The sequence below is a fragment of the bacterium genome (assembly GCA_020444065.1).
Classification (GTDB): domain Bacteria; phylum Sumerlaeota; class Sumerlaeia; order SLMS01; family JAHLLQ01; genus JAHLLQ01.
Genome location: JAHLLQ010000002.1, coordinates 178,211 through 196,511 on the forward strand (window position 1 = coordinate 178,211; position 18,301 = coordinate 196,511).

Annotated in this window: 11 protein-coding genes and 1 tRNA gene; 9 read left to right on the forward strand and 3 right to left on the reverse strand. The window is 59.4% G+C overall.

Annotated elements, in window-relative coordinates; genetic code table 11:
* Positions 1-35 precede the first annotated feature (35 nt).
* From KQI84_05325 to KQI84_05350, 6 genes are all read left to right on the forward strand, one after another.
* Positions 36-3,407 (forward strand): hypothetical protein, encoded by a 3,372-nt coding sequence (locus KQI84_05325; protein MCB2154286.1) that lies wholly within the window; start codon positions 36-38, stop codon positions 3,405-3,407.
* Between the two features lie 177 nt (positions 3,408-3,584).
* A complete protein-coding gene (locus KQI84_05330) occupies positions 3,585-5,348 on the forward strand; it encodes a SpoIIE family protein phosphatase (protein MCB2154287.1) in 1,764 nt (587 codons plus the stop codon).
* Positions 5,349-5,470: 122 nt separating this feature from the next.
* Positions 5,471-6,763: an aminotransferase class I/II-fold pyridoxal phosphate-dependent enzyme gene (locus KQI84_05335; GenBank protein ID MCB2154288.1), complete on the forward strand. Its 1,293-nt coding sequence runs from the start codon at positions 5,471-5,473 to the stop codon at positions 6,761-6,763.
* A complete protein-coding gene (locus tag KQI84_05340; protein MCB2154289.1) occupies positions 6,760-7,914 on the forward strand; it encodes a homoserine O-acetyltransferase in 1,155 nt (384 codons plus the stop codon). The genes KQI84_05335 and KQI84_05340 overlap by 4 nt, the downstream gene beginning before the upstream one ends.
* 176 nt (positions 7,915-8,090) lie before the next feature.
* The gene (locus KQI84_05345; GenBank protein ID MCB2154290.1) at positions 8,091-8,936 is read left to right on the forward strand and encodes a Stp1/IreP family PP2C-type Ser/Thr phosphatase; all 846 of its coding nucleotides are present in this window, start codon (positions 8,091-8,093) and stop codon (positions 8,934-8,936) included.
* A 315-nt stretch (positions 8,937-9,251) separates the two neighbouring features.
* Positions 9,252-10,688: a type II and III secretion system protein gene (locus KQI84_05350; protein ID MCB2154291.1), complete on the forward strand. Its 1,437-nt coding sequence runs from the start codon at positions 9,252-9,254 to the stop codon at positions 10,686-10,688.
* Positions 10,689-10,777: 89 nt separating this feature from the next.
* Here KQI84_05350 and KQI84_05355 read toward each other — a convergent pair whose 3' ends face one another.
* A complete protein-coding gene (locus KQI84_05355) occupies positions 10,778-12,997 on the reverse strand; it encodes a hypothetical protein (GenBank protein ID MCB2154292.1) in 2,220 nt (739 codons plus the stop codon).
* A gap of 174 nt (positions 12,998-13,171) precedes the next feature.
* A tRNA-Pro gene (locus KQI84_05360) sits at positions 13,172-13,249 on the reverse strand.
* A gap of 135 nt (positions 13,250-13,384) precedes the next feature.
* Between KQI84_05360 and pssA the strand changes: the two genes are divergently transcribed.
* From pssA to tgt, 3 genes are read left to right on the forward strand one after another with little or no spacing between them, the layout of a single operon-like run.
* Positions 13,385-14,200: a CDP-diacylglycerol--serine O-phosphatidyltransferase gene (pssA, locus tag KQI84_05365; protein ID MCB2154293.1), complete on the forward strand. Its 816-nt coding sequence runs from the start codon at positions 13,385-13,387 to the stop codon at positions 14,198-14,200.
* Positions 14,197-15,591: a hypothetical protein gene (locus tag KQI84_05370; GenBank protein ID MCB2154294.1), complete on the forward strand. Its 1,395-nt coding sequence runs from the start codon at positions 14,197-14,199 to the stop codon at positions 15,589-15,591. The genes pssA and KQI84_05370 overlap by 4 nt, the downstream gene beginning before the upstream one ends.
* Positions 15,588-16,715, forward strand: a complete 1,128-nt coding sequence (gene tgt / locus KQI84_05375) for a tRNA guanosine(34) transglycosylase Tgt (protein MCB2154295.1) — start codon at positions 15,588-15,590, stop codon at positions 16,713-16,715. Before KQI84_05370 ends, tgt begins: the two co-directional genes overlap by 4 nt.
* Before the next feature lie 68 nt (positions 16,716-16,783).
* Here tgt and KQI84_05380 read toward each other — a convergent pair whose 3' ends face one another.
* Positions 16,784-18,250, reverse strand: a complete 1,467-nt coding sequence (locus tag KQI84_05380) for a hypothetical protein (GenBank protein ID MCB2154296.1) — start codon at positions 18,248-18,250, stop codon at positions 16,784-16,786.
* Positions 18,251-18,301 lie beyond the last annotated feature (51 nt).

The window sequence follows — 18,301 nt, forward strand, 5'->3', positions numbered from 1 at the left end:
TATTGAACCAATCCCAAAAAAGGAGAGCGGTTTTAATGAAGCCCTTTTCTCGCAAAGCTTGTACGGCTCTTGTCGCGGCGTTAGCCTTGAGTGCCGTGCCTGTCGTGGCGGCTCAGTTTGGCAATGATGCCAACAGTCGGCTCGACTCGGCTCGGCTCATTCGCACTGTCGACGGCTCGTACCTGAACCAAGATGGACAAGTTGTTCTCTCTCGCACAAACCAAGGCCTGCGGGTTGTCGCTCCCAAGGGCGATACACTGGCCCAGACCGACGCCCAGTCCATGCGTGGCGCACGTGCCGTCCAGTTTGACGGTATTGCTCGCCTCAGCGTTGGCCAGGCAGTCTCGGGCTACTTCGTTAACCCGAACGGCTCCTCTGTTGAGGTCGTCGAACAAAACAACGCCAAGTGGTCCGGAAACGGACAATATATCGTCTTCCCCTCCGCAGCTTCTAACCTGATCAGCGGCGATACCAATGATCGTATGGACGTCTTCCGCCTGGATGTCACGACGGATGAAGTCGTGCGTCTCTCGACCACCTATGGCCTGACTGGCGAAGCTGATGGTTCCGAAGCCTTCACCGGCGACCCCAACTCTCGTGCAGGCGCCTATGCGCCGACGATCAATAACGACGGCACGAAGGTCGCCTTCTGGTCCAACCTCGTGTTGAACGACGTTCATAACAGCTACGTGTTCCCCGCTGTCGGTTCCATCGATTCGGCTCCGGCATCCGAGGCCACGATGCTCTACTGGATCCAGTTGGATGGCAGCGGAGCTACCACCGACATGAAGTTGGTGACAAACCCTGGCGCGAGCCTTCCCGATTTCAACATGGCGAGCACCCTGTTCGCCGGTTGCGATATGGACAGCTCCGGTGACCTTGTCGCCTTCGTGTCTGACAACCAGAACCTCCCCGGCGCCCCGATCTTTGCCAGCCAATTCGGCGGCGTCCTGGCTCAGCAGATCTACGTCTGGGATTCCAACGCCAACAGTGGCGCTGGCCAGGCCTACCTGATCTCCGACAACTCCATTGGCAACCCCCTCGCGATCCTCGCCCCCAACGGTGGCGCGATCTCCCTCTCCGACGACGGCACCAAGGTCTCGTTCATGGGTTGGGGCAACGAGACGATCACGGGCCGCACCGACAGTCCTTATTCGGATATGTTCGCTGCTGACGTGACCACTCTGGCCAGCCCGGGCGATGTCGTGCGTATTGCTATTCCCGATGGCGTTGTTCCGTCCTTCGCGAACAACCCCACCCAGAGCAATGACATGGGCGACTTCAACGCCTACGGCATGATGTCTCCGGACGGCAACATGGTGGCCTACTACGGCGACGCGGAGAACGGCGTTGTCACTGGCAACGATGTTCCTCCCGAGTCCACGAGCTACCTGCTCGGCCATCTCTACGTGAAGACCGTATTCGGCGCCAACGCAGGCGACTTGGTCTGCCCGGTTCGGAATGAGAACTACGATCTGATATTCTCGACCGGCTACTCCGGTTCCATGGACTACGGCACCCGAATCACTTGGTCCGGCGATCAGAACTGGGTCAGCTTCGGTGCCGACTGGGATGTGCGCTCGAATCAGACCGCTCCTCCCGTTGGTGGCGCCTTCCCGAACATCGGCCTTGGCGTCTGGATCATCGACACCGCCACCTGGTCTACGGTTGAGCAGCGCTTCGTTGACGAATCACCGGAGCCCAGCCCCATCAATGACGGCAACCGGGCGCCCTATGCGCTCAGTCTTGGTCCCACAAGCGACCTCGCGGCGTTCGTCGTGGGCGATGGCGTGACCTTCCCGGGCGACTCTGGCCTGGCCGAAGACCTTGCCATCTACGACAATACGCAGGCTGTCGGCTCCAAGATGTCCCGCGCCGGTGCGCTTCCGCTCACCGCTCCGGACACCAACGACCTCTCCGGTCGTCCCGCCATGTCTGATGACGGCAACTACGTCGCCTACGTGACGTTCGCAGAGAACGTCGTTGGCGATGACAGCAATGGTGTTCCCGAAGTCGTCCTGTTCGACCGTGCGACCTCGACCAACATCCTGTTGTCCCGCGACCCGGCCAACCCGGGCACGCAGGCCGACAACTCCTCCGGTGGTGCTGTCAACCTCGGTTCCGCCGATTTCGAACTCGAACTGACCGGCACCGGCGGCAGCAGCGTGGCCATCTGGCACAGCGTCTCGTCCGTCGATATGTCTTCTGACGGCCGTTATGTGGTGTTCCCCTCCGGCGCCTCGAACCTTGGCGCCTCCGGATTCGCCGCTTCGGTCAGCGACGTCAGCACCGCCCTTGGCGCTGGTGGTACCGATCAGATCTACCTGTACGACACCACCGCCGGCACGATCAAGATCGTGACCGAGTTCGGCCCCGTTGGCGCTAGCTACGAAGTTGCCGATGATGTCTCCTTCAACCCGGTCGTCAGCGACAATGGCCAGTACGTGGCCTTCCAGACCTATGCAACCAACCTGGTTGGCGCCTCTGGTGGCGGCGGCTTCAACATCGTTCGTCGCGATATGACTGTCGCTCCGGACGATCCGAATGCCTACGTCCTCGTTTCCGACCTCGGCGCTGGCGAAATGTCCGCGACTGAGAACGTCTGGCCGCAGATCTCCGCCGACGGCACGCTCGTCTGCTGGATGTCTCTCGACAACATGTTGGCCGACGACGACACCAACGGTATCACCGAGTACGACATCTACCTCTGGACCGAAGGCTCGGGCATCAGCCTGGTTTCCGGCACCGATGGTGGCGTCCGCTACACGGTCAACGATGGTGGCAACTCGACCTCCTACGACAGCATTCGTCCCGTTATGTCGAATGACGGCAGCTTCATCACCTTCGTGACTCTGGCCAGCTTCGATCCTCTCGATCCGCAGCCCCAGGGCGACGTTGCCGGCTCCGACAACGACGAATACGATGGACCCTTCTGGGACATCTACATCTACAACACCGCGACCCAGACTTGCCGCGTTGTTGACCCGGGTCTCGACATGTCGACGCCGGACGCCTTCCGCTGGACGACGCTCCGCTCTTGGGCCAAGTCCGACAACGCCGGTCGCGTCGTCGTCTTCCAGAGCCTTGGCAAGTACGCGTCTGCTGACACGAACGAACACTACGACATCTACGCGTTCGATCGTTTCACGAACTCGATGACGATCCTCAGCCGCAACGCCGCTGGCGTGGCCTCTGACGACGACGTCGTTCCGTTCGCCGACACCGGCCGCGTTCAGTTCAGTGTTCCGTTCTTGAACAGCGACGGCACCAAGGTCGCCTTCGACAGCCAGGCCTCGAACCTCGTTGCCGATGATGGCAATGGTCACCGCGACGTGTTCCTGGTCGACCTCAGCCTGACCTCGACGGGCGTCACCGAAGTTGAGAATAGCTGGGATATGTACCAGTAAGCTCTCGCTTCCAACCCTGTACTCCACATCCCCCCGGGTAACCGGGGGGATGTTCTTTTGGGGTTAATTGGAGCGCCCGGGTCCATATCTTCGGTTGCCCGGCCAACCGTTCCCTGCTCGGCTTAAGGGCCGTCGCGAAAGCTACGACGAGGATTCTCCTTCTCTGGTGAAGGACCGATGTTCGACTCGATCAAGAACCGCTACCGCCGCTGGAGGCTGCACCGCGAGGCGGAGATCGAACGCCGCCCCCCGCGGCTGATCTTCCCCTTCTGGATTCAGCTCATGCTGTCCTACCTGCTGTTCAGCGCGATCATCGGGTTCATGCTGATCAACGTCTGGACACGCCTGTGGGCAGTCGTAGAGGCCGATACCACGGCGAGGCGCGTTCGTGCCTTTGCGGATTTGTCGGTCCACAGCGTCAATCTCGATGATATGTTCAACGGCGACTACTCGATGGAAGGTCGGGCGGCCAATCGTCTCTGTTGGGAAATCTCCGATGAACTTGCCGGCGCACACTATTCTGACGGGCAAGATGTCGACTTCGAACGCCTATGGGTCTCGGTTCTGATTCCCACAGCCGATGGCTGGATCTACTGGCTGTCCACGGATGAAGAGAATATCGGTAAGCCCTACCCCTTCAGCGCATACCTCGACAATTACTTCGATCCCGAGGGGGGCTGGGACAACTTCGCGACCGAGGGCGATCCAATCAAGATCGAGTACAAGCCCCTCTTCTCGCGCTCGGATGAGGTGCTGGATCGCGAACGTGCGCTCCGCGCCGCCATGACATCAGACGAGCCGCCGCCGCTCCGTGGCGTCTTGATTGATGAAGACCCCATCAGCAGCGTGCGGCCCCTCGAGGCCGTGATCGCGAAATCCAGGCTTTCTTCAGAAACACTAACGGCCGCCCCATCTCAGCTTCGAAAGGCCGTTCTGGCGATCGAGGCACCTCCGACTCGCGTCAGCGAAGTCACGCTGATGGTCATGATCGTCTTCGGAGCGCTCTTCCTGATCGCCAGCCTCGTGGCGTTGCTTGTCGCACTGTTCATCACGTGGCGCATGAATCGTCCGATCAAGGCATTGCACGAGTCGATGGTCGCCGTCGGCCAGGGCGACCTGCGCAAGCGCATCAAGGGCGTGCGCAGCCACGACGAATTCGGTCGCCTGGCCTGGCAGTTCAATCGCATGATGACCGACTTCATGCGCAACCAGGAGATCGCCGTCGAAGTCGATGTTGCGGCTCGTATCCAGCGCGATCTGATTCCCGCTGCTCCGACTTCCATTGCCGGGGTCGACCTGGCCAGTTGGTACGCGACTTCCGCATTGGTCGGTGGCGACTACTTCGACTTCATTCGCCACGAAGATTGTCTCTGGATCTCAATCGGCGATGCGGTTGGGCATGGTGTGGATTCGGGCCTCATCATGGCATCGGCCCGCGCCATGGTGCGTGCTCTGGCAGAGGACTTCCGCAGTCCCGGCGAGATCATGACCCGCCTCAACACGCTCCTGACCAACGATCTGACGAACGGCAACTTCTTCACGCTCGCCGTGGTTCACCTGAATCTGAAGACTTTCGAGTTCACGGTCTGTTCCTCGGGTCACGAGCCCTTGATCTGGCGCCATGCGGAGACCGGCCGCCAGCAGTTGATCCTCCGCAACGGTCCGCCACTTGGTGTCACCAAGTCATTTGAATACCCCGAGTCCAAAGTCCTTCAATTCCAGGTCGGGGACTTGCTTGTTCTTTCTACCGACGGCGTCCGCGAATGCCATGGGCCGGAAGACGAGCTCTTTGGGCGCGAGCGCTTCGAGCGCACGCTGGCCCAGCCTGCCCTGACCGCCGCGGACGTCATGGTGAATCTGAAGGACGCGTTGGACACTCATCGGGGCGAACGCCCCCCCGAGGACGACATCAGCGTCGTCATTCTTCGCCGCAGCCGGTAAGGGTGTCATATTGCCCGCAATGACCGGCCCCTGAATTGACAAGATCGCGCCCTCACCGGAAGCGTATCGGAACGATCGCGGCCGTGCCGCCGCCCATCCCTCAAGAGTTGGACGAAAAGCCTATGTCGAAAAAGCACCGCTTGGAAACGAAATGTCTCCATGCCGGCCACACGCCGGATACCGAGACAAACTCCCGGGGAGTGCCTGTCTATCGCACTTCGTCGTACGTCTTCCGGGACACGGAGCACGCAGCAAACCTGTTTGCTCTGAAGGAACTCGGGAACATTTATTCCCGCCTGATGAACCCGACAAATGCCGTGCTGGAGGAGCGAATGGCTGCCCTGGAGGGAGGGGCTGCTGCCTTGACGCTCGCGTCGGGAACGAGCGCGATCCACTACTCGGTCATCAACATCTGCAAGGCCGGCGACGAGATTGTCGCGGCCAATGACCTGTACGGCGGCACTTACACGATGTTCGACGCGATTCACCCGCAATTGGGGATCAAGACGACGTTCGTCGATCCTCGCAAAGCGGAGAACTTTGCAAAGGCCATCACCAACAAGACCCGCTTGATCTACCTGGAAACGATGGGCAACCCGGTCCTCAACGTGCCGGATTTCGCGGCCATTGCGGACATCGCAAAGGCTCACGATCTGCCTCTCGTTGTGGACAACACATTCGCCACCCCGGCGCTCTGCAATCCGATCGCACATGGCGCAAATATCGTTTGCCACTCCCTGACCAAATGGCTCGGTGGCCACGGCACGGGGATCGGCGGCGTCGCTGTCGATGCTGGCAACTTCGATTGGACGAACGAGAAGTTCGCTCTCTACAACGAGCCCGATTCCTCCTACCACGGGCTGCGCTATGCACACGACCTCGGGGATTTAAATCCCGTGGCGTTCGCACTTCGTATGCGCCTCGTTCCGTTGCGCAACCTGGGCGCCTGCCTCTCGCCGGATAATGCCTGGATGTTCCTGCAGGGCATCGAGACGCTGCCGCTGCGGATGGAGCGCCACAGTTCGAACGCCATGGCCGCCGCGAAGATGCTGGAAGAGCATGCCCTCGTCGATTGGGTGCGCTACCCTGGCCTGGACAATGATCCGACGCACGTCACTGCCAGCAAGTACATGCCGAACGGCTTCGGTGGAATGATCGTCTTTGGAATCAAGGGCGGCGCAGCAGCCGGCAAGAAGTTCATCGAGAGCCTGCAGCTCTTCAGCCACCTGGCAAACGTTGGCGATGCAAAGAGCCTCGCCATTCACCCCGCGACGACGACGCACAGTCAGCTCGACGAGGACCAGCAGGCCGCCGGCGGCATCTCGCCGGAGCTCGTGCGCCTTTCCATCGGCATCGAAAACATCGCCGACATTCTGGAAGATCTGGAGCAGGCCCTGGCCTCATCGAAAGCATGACCCGTTTGCAGGAAACAAAGACGCAGTTCTGCGAGATCGCCACAAGCGAGGACCCCTTCGTGCTGCAAGACGGCAGCACGTTGGGGCCTTGCGTGGTGGCGTACGAAACCTACGGCGAATTGAACGAGGATCGAAGCAACGCGATCCTGATCTTTCATGCGCTGACCGGCAGCCACCATGCCGCGGGCTTTGATCCTATCGGACCGGGCAATGAATTCTGGAAGGATGAGGTTCAGCAGGGCTGGTGGGAAGGCTTCATCGGTCCCGGCCTGGCCGTCGATACGAACCGCTACTACGTGATCTGCGCAAATTACCTGGGCGGGTGTTACGGAACAACGGGTCCGGCCACTGTCGATCCTGTGACCGGCGATCCGTACGGCAGCCGTTTCCCTTGGCCGAGCGTCTCCGACATCGTCGATTCCCAGGTTCGTTTGCTTGACAAACTCGGGATCCAGACCCTCCTCGGTGCGATTGGCGGTTCGATGGGTGGTTTCTGCACGATGGATCTGGCCGTGCGTTACCCGGACCGAGTCAAAGTCGTTATTCCCATCGCCAGCGGCCTTCGAGCGACGGTGCTCAGCAAGGTCCACAATTTCGAGCAGATCTACGCCATCCAGGAGGACCCAGACTTCCAGAATGGCGACTACTACGACGGTCCTCGGCCGGAGCGCGGCCTGATCCTGGCCCGGATGATCGCGCACAAGACGTACGTTTCGCTCAGCGTCATGGAGGAACGTGCCCGTGGCGAGGTCGTTCAGCCGACGGACCTCCTTTCGGGCTACAATCTGCAGCATCGGATCGAGTCGTACATGCTGCACCAAGGTCGGAAATTCGTCCAGCGCTTCGATCCGAATTCGTATCTGCGGATTGTCAACGCCTGGCAGGCCTTCGACTTGCCCAAGCAGCAAGCCGATGGCGATTCGACTCAGGCCCTCTCGACGTGCCAGGGGCAGAATTGGCTCGTCTTCACGATCGATTCGGATGTGTCGTTCTACTATGACGAGCAGGCGGAAATCGCCCAGGCGCTGCGGGCAAACGGAATCCCGTTCCAGTACATCACCGTACACAGCGAGAAAGGCCACGACTCCTTCCTGCTCGAACCGGACCTCTTTACGCCGCATATCCACTTCATGTTGGCGAAGAATTCGTAGGTCCAAAAGGTTGTCGAAAGCCAACTTTGACTTGCGCGCACTCCCCGGAATCGGTTCGCATACTAGGGGTTGCGACAGATTGCCCGAGGGAGTGCAAATCGGCCTGATCGCCCTTGCGGACGGGGGGCTCGGTTTTGCATTCTTCTCACATGCCAGCTCCAGGTGGACCCATGCGAATGACCCGAGGAAAACTCCGAATTCAGGCGGCCGGACTCAGCGACCGGGGCCTGAAACGTGGTCATAACGAGGACAGCCTGTCCGTCGTTCCAGATATCGGCCTCTTTATCGTCGCAGACGGTATGGGCGGCCACAACGCCGGCGAAGTCGCCAGCCGCCAAGCTATTGAGTCGATCGTCGATTTCCTGCGTAAGGCGACCAACGACACCGATCTCACCTGGCCGTTTCCCCAGCAGCCGGATCTGGACCGCGTTGAGAATACAATTGTAGCGGCGGTCAAGCTCGCCAATCGCGACGTCTGTAACCTTTCGCTGGAGCACCAGGAATACAGCGGCATGGGGACGACACTGGTCGCCATGCTGATCGACGAGAACTGCTCGCGCGTTTCGATCGCCCACGTTGGCGATTCTCGCTGCTATCGCTTGCGTGACGGGAAATTCGAGCAACTGACCCTCGATCACTCCTGGGTCTCGGAGCAGTTGCAGAAGAATATCATTACCGCCGAAGAGGCGAAGAATCACCGCTGGAAGAACGTCATTACCCGCGCCCTGGGCAACAAGCTGGACGTGGAAGTCGACGTTCAGACAGAGGACATTCACTCCGGCGATCTCTTCCTTCTTTGCTCCGATGGGCTTTCCAGCATGATTGAGGATGAAGCCATTGAGAGCGTTGTCCTCGAGAAGCCCGACCTGGAAGAATGCATCCACGGCCTGATTCGTGCGGCGAATAACTCCGGCGGCCTCGACAATATTTCGGTGATCCTGGTCCGCTTCCTGGATGCGGAGGATGGCGACGCCCCGTCCGAGGCCAGTTCGGCGCCCGACCCCGAGGATACCGACGCCTGATAGCCGTCTGCTCAGCGAGAAACTCCGATCCGCCGCTTTCCCGCGGCGGATTCGTTCTTTTCACGGTCCCAATTATCCATATCTGCCAGGGCCTTGGCCCAAAATGATCACCATGTGTGCTTGACGCCCATGCCAATTGCTGTACCAACTGCCGTCTTGATCCTTGGTTTAGGGGGCTATGTCAAAGTGCTAGCTCAATTAAATCAGTGATCTGCAAGACGGAGGACTGGATGGCGAGGGAGAGCGTATGGTGTTTGCCAAAGGGACGGTCGCAACAGCATCCAACTCCACAATCTCAAAGAAGGAACGGTTTTCATGATGAAGCGTTCGATTCTTCCAATCACCGCTTTGCTGTTTGGCACGGCCGCGCTACCCGCATTGGCACCCGCTCAGACTCGCGCAGAGTTTGAAATCCAGTCAGAGGTTCCAGCCTCTGCTGCAAGCAACTCAGAATTCCCGTGGTACTCCAAGTACTACGACACGACCCAGGACGTGCTGCTGCGCACGACCCGTCAGAAGAACAACTACATCGTCAAGACCTTCCCCATCTACAATACCGACGCCATCGAGATTCAGTCCTACCTGCTTCGCTCCACGGCTTTCGAAAACGCCGTCGTCGAAGTGATGGGCAAGGAAGGCGTTGTCGACCCGAAGACCGGCAAGGACGTTCAATTCCTGATCGTCACGGCACCGGACTTCATGATGCCTGGCATCACCGAAACCGTCGAACTGACCGACGTCGAAGGCTTCGTGTTCTTCGACGGCACCGGCGCCACCAATGAGAATGGCGTTCCGGGTGCTTTGACCTACGTTGGCAAGCACCGCACGGCCAGCCAGTTGATCAGCATTCTCGGCGGCACGGAACTCGGCAACGTCGGCGCATTCCTGTTCCCGCCATTCGCGGACAACACGCTGAACACCGTCTACGTCGTAGAAAACCCCACGGACATCGCCGACGACCTGGCCGCACTGGCTGCTTTCGACAAGCCGCCTCTGCAGGTGGAGATCAAAGCCACCGTCTACGAACTCAGCGACGGCGACGGCTCGACGCTCGGCCTTGACTGGAGCGCGTGGAAGCGCTGGGTCTCCGGCAACTTCAACTTCACCTACGGCAACAGCTTCGATTCGACGGTCGTGAAGTCCTACTCCGCGCTGCTTGATCTGAACGCTGCCGTCCTCACCGAGTTCCTCGAGTACCTCGTGGACGAGGGCAAAGCCAACATCGTTACGCAGACCTCCATTACTGCCACGAACGACTTCGATCCGAGCGATGCCACCGGCCAGCCGGGCCGCGTCGCGCGAATCTTCAGCGGCAACATCCTGCCGTTCTATCTGAACGACAGCGCTACCGCCGACGTTCCCGTCTCTCCCGAGCGCAAGGATGTCCAGGAAGGCGTCGAACTGCTGATCACCCCGTACATCGCCTCGCAGAGCGTCAGTCTTGACGTCGACGTGACGGTCAACAGCCTGATCGGCTACGTCCCCGAGACGCACTACCCGATCATCAGCGCCCAGGAAGCAACATCGTTCAACAACCTCGGCTTCGGCGAGACGATGGTCATCGGTGGCCTCGAGCGCACAGTTACCATCACCGAAGAGACTGGCTTCCCCTTGCTGAAGGACATCCCCGTCGCCGGTTACCTGTTCAAGAAGGAATCCAAGGCAACCCGCAAGTCGAAGCTGATCATCACGCTGACCCCGACACTCAAGCAGTACAACGAGACTGATGAAGTCAATCTGACGATGTACTGATTCACCGTTCCGGATTGGAATGGCTGAATGAAATCGGGGCGCTCCGCAGAGGAGCGCCCCATTCGTATCTAAGTGATCCTCCGTTTGGACTAATCGTCCAGTTGATCCAGGAAGTTGATCTCGATCGGGGGAGCGGCGTGGATTTCCAGCCCGACCTTCTTCGCTTCCTGAACGATGGCGGGAACGTCGCACTTCCAATCTTCCGGGAGCTTCGCGATGTACTCCTTCGCGTCTTGAGGCTTCTCGGCCCGTTGTGCTGCGATGGCCATGGTCGCGTTTGCCTGCGGACCAAGTTCCATACTGATGTTCCCCGCCACCAGTCCCTCGTAAGCGGCCTGGGCATCCGGATTCGCGACGGCTTCGACGAGCATCATCATCCATGGATTCTTCGCGAACTTGGTGCGAGCTGTATCGAGCGTGTACTCGGCCTCAGCGTAATTACCAGACATTGCTTTTGCCAAAGCAGTATATGCCTCAAGATAGGCGGGGTCCTCGGACATGAAAACCGAGAAGATCGTCTCAATGTGTCTCGCCAGGAACTCGTACCTGTTGAATCTCTTCTGGGCCCTGACCAGGGCATCCCACTGACCGTTGACGAAGTAATCCTCGAGCATGCAGAACCATGCACGTCCGAACCACAGGTTTGCGAATGACTCCTTCTTCTCTTCCGGGAAGTCAGGATACTCGGCTGCAATCTGGCGCGCGATCTCGCGCTCTCCCAACAATGCAGCAATCGTGTAGGAGAAAGCTGCACCTTCTCGATTGTTGTACTTGTCCCACGTCCTTTGCGCGCCTTGACGCAATTGCGCATTCGCTTTGGGGTACAACCTGGCAAACTCGAGCAGCATGTCGTCGCCATTCCCCGTTTCCTTCAGTGCCTCCTCTACGCAGTACCCATAGGCGAGCTTGCCAAAGGCGCCATTGTTCAGACGATAGTCCATTGCTTCGTCTACCAATGCAAAGGCTTCGCGGTGCGATCCTCCCCACCTTGGCCTCGCATAATGAATCGCATAATCCCAAGGGCGAACGTAGTCGGGGAACTCCTGCTTGCAAACATCGAGAAGATGGCTGGCCTCTTCTCTCAATCCCGACTCGTAGTATTTCGCCAGGAGGTTGCAGGTTACCCACGGGTACCCTCCCATCTCCTCGTGCAACTCCTCGCAAATCTTGACGGCTTGTGTGCGGTACCTCTTGTATTTTGCCGCCTGCTTCATCGAGAGCGCGCTCCATCCCTTTGTTCCACGCCAGCCGGATCCCGCCATTCCGTAACCAAGCGAGAGGTAGGCCTTGTTTGCGAGTGTATCGGCTGCCGACTCACTCCACTTCTCAATATCTGTAGAGTAGCGCTCCCAATTGACCGGTTGCACGAACCTCTCAAACATCAGCTCTTCTTGGAATGTGTAGATGTAGAATGTAGCGTGACGCGCAGTATTCGGGAAGGCGTGGAGGTAACGAAGGTAGCCCGGTGCGCCCGCAACCGGACCGCGGAGAATTCGGCTCGCCATTCCGCTGACCAGATAGGCCGCGGCGGGCTTTCCCTCCTCCTTGAGTTTGTCCGTCATCTGGCCGATCAAAGAAGTCGGCTGGTGTGTTTCCCATCGCGACAGTAGAAACCAGTACCAGGCTGCGTAGTTTTCCACGTCGGCGAGAATCACCTGGGTGCTCACTTCGGAGTCCAGCGGATCGATGAAATTCTTGTAGAGATCACCTCGTGTGCTGACAATCTCCGGCCCGAAAATCGGTGCCTCGAAATACTTCGCCTGGCTCGCCTCCAGGGGCCAGCCCATCTCCTCGAGAATCCACGCCGCCATCTTCCACGCCAACTCGATATCGTTTCCTTCAGGAACCTCGAAATCCCTCTCTCGTTTCGCGTCCGGCGTTGTCAGGATACAGTGGGCAGCCCACATTCCATCGTTCTCGGCCCAAGTGCCAGTGACAATGTGCGTGCCACCGTAGAACTTGATCACCTTCTCCAGGTGCTTGGGATTTCGGGCGATGCGCTTATCGGGATCCCAAGGAGCCATCGCTGTCAGCTCATCGAGAATCTTGTTCGTCGGTGCCACACCGATGCCGTCCGGCGTCCAGATGGAGAAATACAGCTCCGTGAACTCCGCGGCGTTCTGCATCTCCTTCTCGAAGATACCATCCTTCTCCAATGGGAATACCGCCAGAATCGGAATGGCAGCCTTAACTTCGGATTCCGTTTCCTCGCTTCCTTCTGCCGCGCAGGCAATCCCGCAGAGCAGAAGCGCAGCTGTCAGAAGCGACACGTTCACAAGCACGCCGAAGCGACATTTCTTGTTCTTCATCGGAAAGTCTCCCCTCTTTCCACGCCCGAAGGCGAATCAATGTTGTTTCCGGATACCAGAAACGGGAACCGAGGCGCAATCCTTTAACCACACCTGTTCTTTTGAGAATGTAGAACAAAACAAAGACGCTCCGATCAGCAATGATCGGAGCGAAAGATGGGAGCTCTTATTGAATGGTCGGGGTGGCGGGACTCGAACCCGCGACCTCACGCTCCCGAAGCGTGCGCGCTAGCCAGACTGCGCCACACCCCGACGCGAGGGTCCTTGGGTGCCTCAACCCGCCCCGGCGGTCAACGGGAAATTCCGCCAATCCCGGAAAAACCCGATCGCTGCACCCGTGCGCATTCCCCTTTCCACCGCGGCCCGGTTCTCGGTAACACTAAGCCCATGAAGCGAAGTCCATCCAGACCCGTCTATGTAATCCCCAACCTGCTGACCAGCGCCGCGCTGTTCAGCGGGCTCTGCTCGCTGATCATGGCGTCCCACGGCGAGTATATCAGGGCCTGCTACTTGATCCTGCTGGCAGCCGTGCTGGATGGCCTGGATGGACCGGTCGCACGATGGACTCGAACCTCCAGTTCCTTCGGCCTCCAATTCGACTCGCTCGCGGATGTGGTCTCATTCGGCGTGGCTCCGGCTTTCCTGATGTACACCAAGCTCCACGCCATCGACGAGGCGATCAGCCTGCCCAACTGGGCACCGCGCATGGCCATCGGCGTGAGTACGCTCTACGCCATCACCGGGGCGATCCGCCTGGCGCGTTTCAATGTGCAGGTCGAGGACGAGGAAAAGACCCATTTCACCGGCCTTCCGATTCCGGCTGCGGCCGGTACGGTAATTTCCACCTTTCTGGTGATCGAGGTCTACCAACTCCCCGATCGCGCCAGCCTGCATCGTGCGATCATGGTACTGATGGTTGTACTTTCCTATCTGATGGTCAGCACCATCCCGTTCCCGAGCCTGAAAGGCATCCATCGCCGTACGCGGCGTTCCTTTCGCATGCTCGTTACCGTCGTGTTCGCGATCTGGCTGATGATCATGTTCCACCAGCACATCCCCGCCTTTGCCTTCCTGGGCTTCCTGGGTTATCTGATCTACTCCCTGACCACCGCTATTCGGACCAAGCGCAGGCTCGCCTCGTTCTCACCCGGCGAGATTCTGACGCCCGTGCCGCTCGACGGGAAGGACGAGGACCAGAAGTGAGTTCTCGGCCTCGCACCACGCATCGCTCCGCGCCACCATCGCCAGCCCGCAAGGCGGCTCACGCCGTCCTGATGCAGATCGACGCGCCAAAGGCACCGGGCCTGGATGCCCTGCTAGAGGAAGAGAACCGTCGTGTGAAACTCAGTGCCGTGGATTTCGGCCTCGCGCGCGAGATCGCATTCGGCGTGGCGCGCAATCGTCTCTGGCTGGAAGAACTCGTGAATCGCTTCCTGCGCGAGCCACTCAAGCCGGAGGCTGCCGCCGTGAAGATGGCGCTGCTGGTCGGTGCTTACCAGGTGGCCTTCCTTGATCGCATTCCAATCCACGCGGCCGTCGATGAGACGGTTCGTTTGGCCGCGGCTCAGCCCCGCGGGCGCAACTTCCGCGGCCTTACGAATGCTGTCATGCGGCGAATCTCCGAGCTTTCTCCCGCACAGCGCCGCCCCGATCCCAAGACGCGTTGGCCTCTTCGTTGTTCGGTGCCCCAAGAGTCCATCGACCTTGTGGCGACAGTCCTGCCGTCGCAGGAACTGGAACCCTTCTTTGCCGCAAGTAACGAGACCGCGCCGCTTTGTTTGCGGCTGCGTGGCGTGAACGATGAACTGAAGCGTCAGGTTCGCGGTGAAATCGACGAGGCCTCGGACGGCGACGCGACCATTCGCAAATCCCAGTGGCTGGACGACTGCATGATCGTTGCGGGGCGTGCGTTGCATCCGGAGCGCCTTCTCTCGTTCCGCACCGGCCGTGTGACGGTCGAAGACGAAGGCGCGCAGTTGGCATGTCTGCTGGGCTGTTCGGATGCCGGGCCTCGCGTGCTCGATCTCTGCGCTGCGCCCGGCGGAAAGACTGCCCACCTGTGCGATCATCTTGGTGCGGAATCCTCCGTGACCGCCTGCGACGTCAGCGACGCAAAACTCTCCCGCTTGCGCGAGACGTTGACGCGACTTTCGCTCGATGAACGCGTCGAACTGGCGAAGTCGGATCAGATCCTCGCGAAAGCCCGCACCGGCTCTTTTGATCTTGTGCTTGTCGATGCGCCTTGTTTGGGACTTGGAACGCTGCGCCGTCATCCGGAGATTCGCTATCGCCGCAGTTCAGAAAGCCTCGAACAGATTGTGAAGATCCAACGCGAGTTGCTGACCCGCGCCTCCCGTCTCGTTTCGGCCGGCGGCCTTCTCGTCTACACATTGTGCAGTGTCACGGCCCAGGAAGCCGAGGAAACAGTTGAGGCCTTCCTCGGTGCGAACCGCAGTTTTCAACTCGCCGACGCACCCTCCAATCTGCCTTTCGATGTCGCGCCGTTCCGCACCGAGTCGGGACTCTTCCGGACTTGGACGCACCGCCACGGCTGCGACTCCTTCACCATTGCTCGCTTTCGGAGAAACTCGTGACATCGCCCTTCCAGTTCACCGTTCAAGCCACCGACGGAACGGCCCGCCGTGGCTTGTTCAAAACACCGCACGGAGACGTACAGACGCCGTGCTTCATGCCCGTGGGAACAAAGGCAACGGTGAAGGCGCTGACGCCTCGCGATTTGCGCGAGATGGGATCGCAGATCATCCTCGCCAACACCTTTCATCTGCATCTCCGCCCTGGCGAAGATGTCGTGGAAGAACTCGGCGAGTTGCATGGCTTCATGCGTTACGACGGGCCGATCCTGACGGACTCCGGCGGCTTTCAGGTCTTTAGTCTGGCCGATCTTCGCAAGGTCGACGAGCAGGGCGTCGCATTTCGTTCTCCAATCGACGGCAAACTGATCGAGCTCACGCCCGAGAAAGCCATGGGCATTCAGCGCAAACTTGGCTCGAACATCTGCATGGCATTCGACGAGTGCCCGACGGCCGTCATGGCGGGGGAGGAGTTACGCCATTCTACCGAGCGCACGTTGCGCTGGCTGGAACGTTGCCTTTCGGTAGAGCTGAAACCACACCAAACGATCTTCCCGATCGTGCAGGGTGGCATGGAAGCCGACCTGCGCTCTGAGTCCGCATCGCGCACAGTGGGACTTGCTTCGGACGCGCGCGGGTTTGCAATTGGCGGCTTGTCGGTCGGCGAAACGCGCGACGTGACCTACCGAATGCTGGAAGTCTCCGTCGCGGAATTGCCGAAGGATCGTCCGCGTTACATGATGGGCGTTGGCACGCCGGAAGATCTGATTTGGGCGGTCGAACGCGGCGTGGATCTGTTTGACTGCGTCCTGCCGTCCCGCAATGCGCGCAATGCGCGCGTCTCTCATCCGGATGGACCGATGAATCTCCGCAACGCGATGTACGCGCGCGATCCGCGTCCGATTCAGGAAGATTGCGATTGTCCCGCATGTGCCGGCGGATTCTCTCGCGGCTATCAGCATCATCTGCACAAGCAGAAAGAGATCCTTGCCAGCATCCTGGCCACGCAACACAACGTGCGTTCATTGCTGCGCATGTGCGAAGAAATGCGTCTCGCCATCGAAGCCGGGGAATGGGCCGACTTCAAGTCACGTTACTTCCGCGACAAACAGAGCACCCCCAACTGATGCAAATCAAAAAGACCCGTCCTCATGAGCGAGGACGGGTCTTTGCATTTGCTCTGCGATGTTTCTGCTTACTGATTCACACCAAGCCAATCGCCTGCTTCGATGATCATTGTGCGGTTCGACCCGAGGATCAGCGTCACCGTCTTGCCGTCGCGTTCCACGCGCGCGCCGGAGTTATCCATCGCCGGCCACAGCACGGCGCCGCCTCGCGTCGGCGGAGCTTTCGCGAACTCCTCGGGCATACCGCGGAAACGCTTCCAATGCCCCATGCGCCGAGCCAGCGCCGCACTGAACTCCGTCGCGTCCTCGTCCGTGTCCCACACGGATCGCCATGCAATGAACCAACGCACATCATCGGCACCGGCAACGGTCACAAGCTCATCGCCTCCCCAGCCGGCCGCGCCTTCGTACGGAACTTCGGCGTGAACCAACGGGTTGGTTGAGAGAAGATTGATCGTCGGAAACTCATCCGGCAGCGCCAGGATCAGGCGCGTCATCCACTCGCCCTGCGGGCTGCGATAAATCTCTTTCAACCCATTGTGCTCTTCCCATTCGGGGAGGCTTACCTCGATCGGAGGTTCCTTCTCCGGCCAGTACTTCTCCGGGTGCAGAATTTGTTCTGTGGACTGCGGAACATCCTCAAAAACTCGTTCGCGGAAGTTCGGCATTCCATCGATCTGAAGCTGCATGAGGAACTTCAGGCCGGCCAGGTACGGATAGAGCAGCATCTGCGTCAGCGCCGGCGGCACTGCCTCCAATTGCTCCGTCTGCTGATCCATGATCGCATTCAGGCCAAGCATGTCCTTCGGACTGAAATTCTCTTTTCCCCATTCCGTCATCAGCAACGTCGCATCGCCTTCGATGATGGCTTGCGTGGCGTACATCTGATCCTCATTCTCAACACGGAAGGGCAGATCGTCGAAATTGTAATTCTGATCCTGCAGCGCGTGACAGATTTCGTGAGAAAGCAGCACGCGCCCAAGGAACGATTTGGGGTCGAACGTATCGACCACATACAGCGTCTTGTCCTTGTCGTTGTACAAGCCGCCGACCTGTTCTTCGAGGAGATCCTGGTACACGATCCGAAGGTCCGCATCGCGCGGAATCAGCTCCAGATGTCCCCACGTCATCTCGTAGCCCCGCACGGCTTCCGGCGTTAGTTCCTCGCTCAGCAACTTGTCCAGCAGTGCCGACAGCGCATCCGAATCCAGGATATTGGATTCGATCTTGGTCTTCAGCTCCAGATCACGAATCTCCGCTGTCTGCTCCGCGATCCGATCCACCATGGCCTTGTACTTGGCCTCTTCGTAGCGCGGTCCCATGGCCTTGAGCTCGGCCTTCAGATCCGCGAGGCGCTGCTTCGCCAGATCGGCCTCCTGCTGGGCGATGCTCAGGCGGAGTTCCATCTTCTGGAGCTGCTCCTGGCACGGATCGGCGGTTTCGCCTGAATCCTGGGCATTCAATGGGACAATCAAAGCCCCCATCATGATGACGGTTGCCAGAAAGCGACCAAGGCCGGAAGTTTTGGCGTGCATTCGTTCCTCCTCGCGGGAAATCGTTGGGGCGGCCGTTTGCCCCGGGAATTG

Coding starts and splice junctions, on each gene's coding strand:
- KQI84_05325 (MCB2154286.1), top strand. CDS start 36: ATGAAGCCCTTTTCTCGCAAAGCTTGTACGGCTCTTGTCGCGGCGTTA.
- KQI84_05330 (MCB2154287.1), top strand. CDS start 3,585: ATGTTCGACTCGATCAAGAACCGCTACCGCCGCTGGAGGCTGCACCGC.
- KQI84_05335 (MCB2154288.1), top strand. CDS start 5,471: ATGTCGAAAAAGCACCGCTTGGAAACGAAATGTCTCCATGCCGGCCAC.
- KQI84_05340 (MCB2154289.1), top strand. CDS start 6,760: ATGACCCGTTTGCAGGAAACAAAGACGCAGTTCTGCGAGATCGCCACA.
- KQI84_05345 (MCB2154290.1), top strand. CDS start 8,091: ATGACCCGAGGAAAACTCCGAATTCAGGCGGCCGGACTCAGCGACCGG.
- KQI84_05350 (MCB2154291.1), top strand. CDS start 9,252: ATGATGAAGCGTTCGATTCTTCCAATCACCGCTTTGCTGTTTGGCACG.
- KQI84_05355 (MCB2154292.1), bottom strand. CDS start 12,997: ATGAAGAACAAGAAATGTCGCTTCGGCGTGCTTGTGAACGTGTCGCTT.
- pssA (MCB2154293.1), top strand. CDS start 13,385: ATGAAGCGAAGTCCATCCAGACCCGTCTATGTAATCCCCAACCTGCTG.
- KQI84_05380 (MCB2154296.1), bottom strand. CDS start 18,250: ATGCACGCCAAAACTTCCGGCCTTGGTCGCTTTCTGGCAACCGTCATC.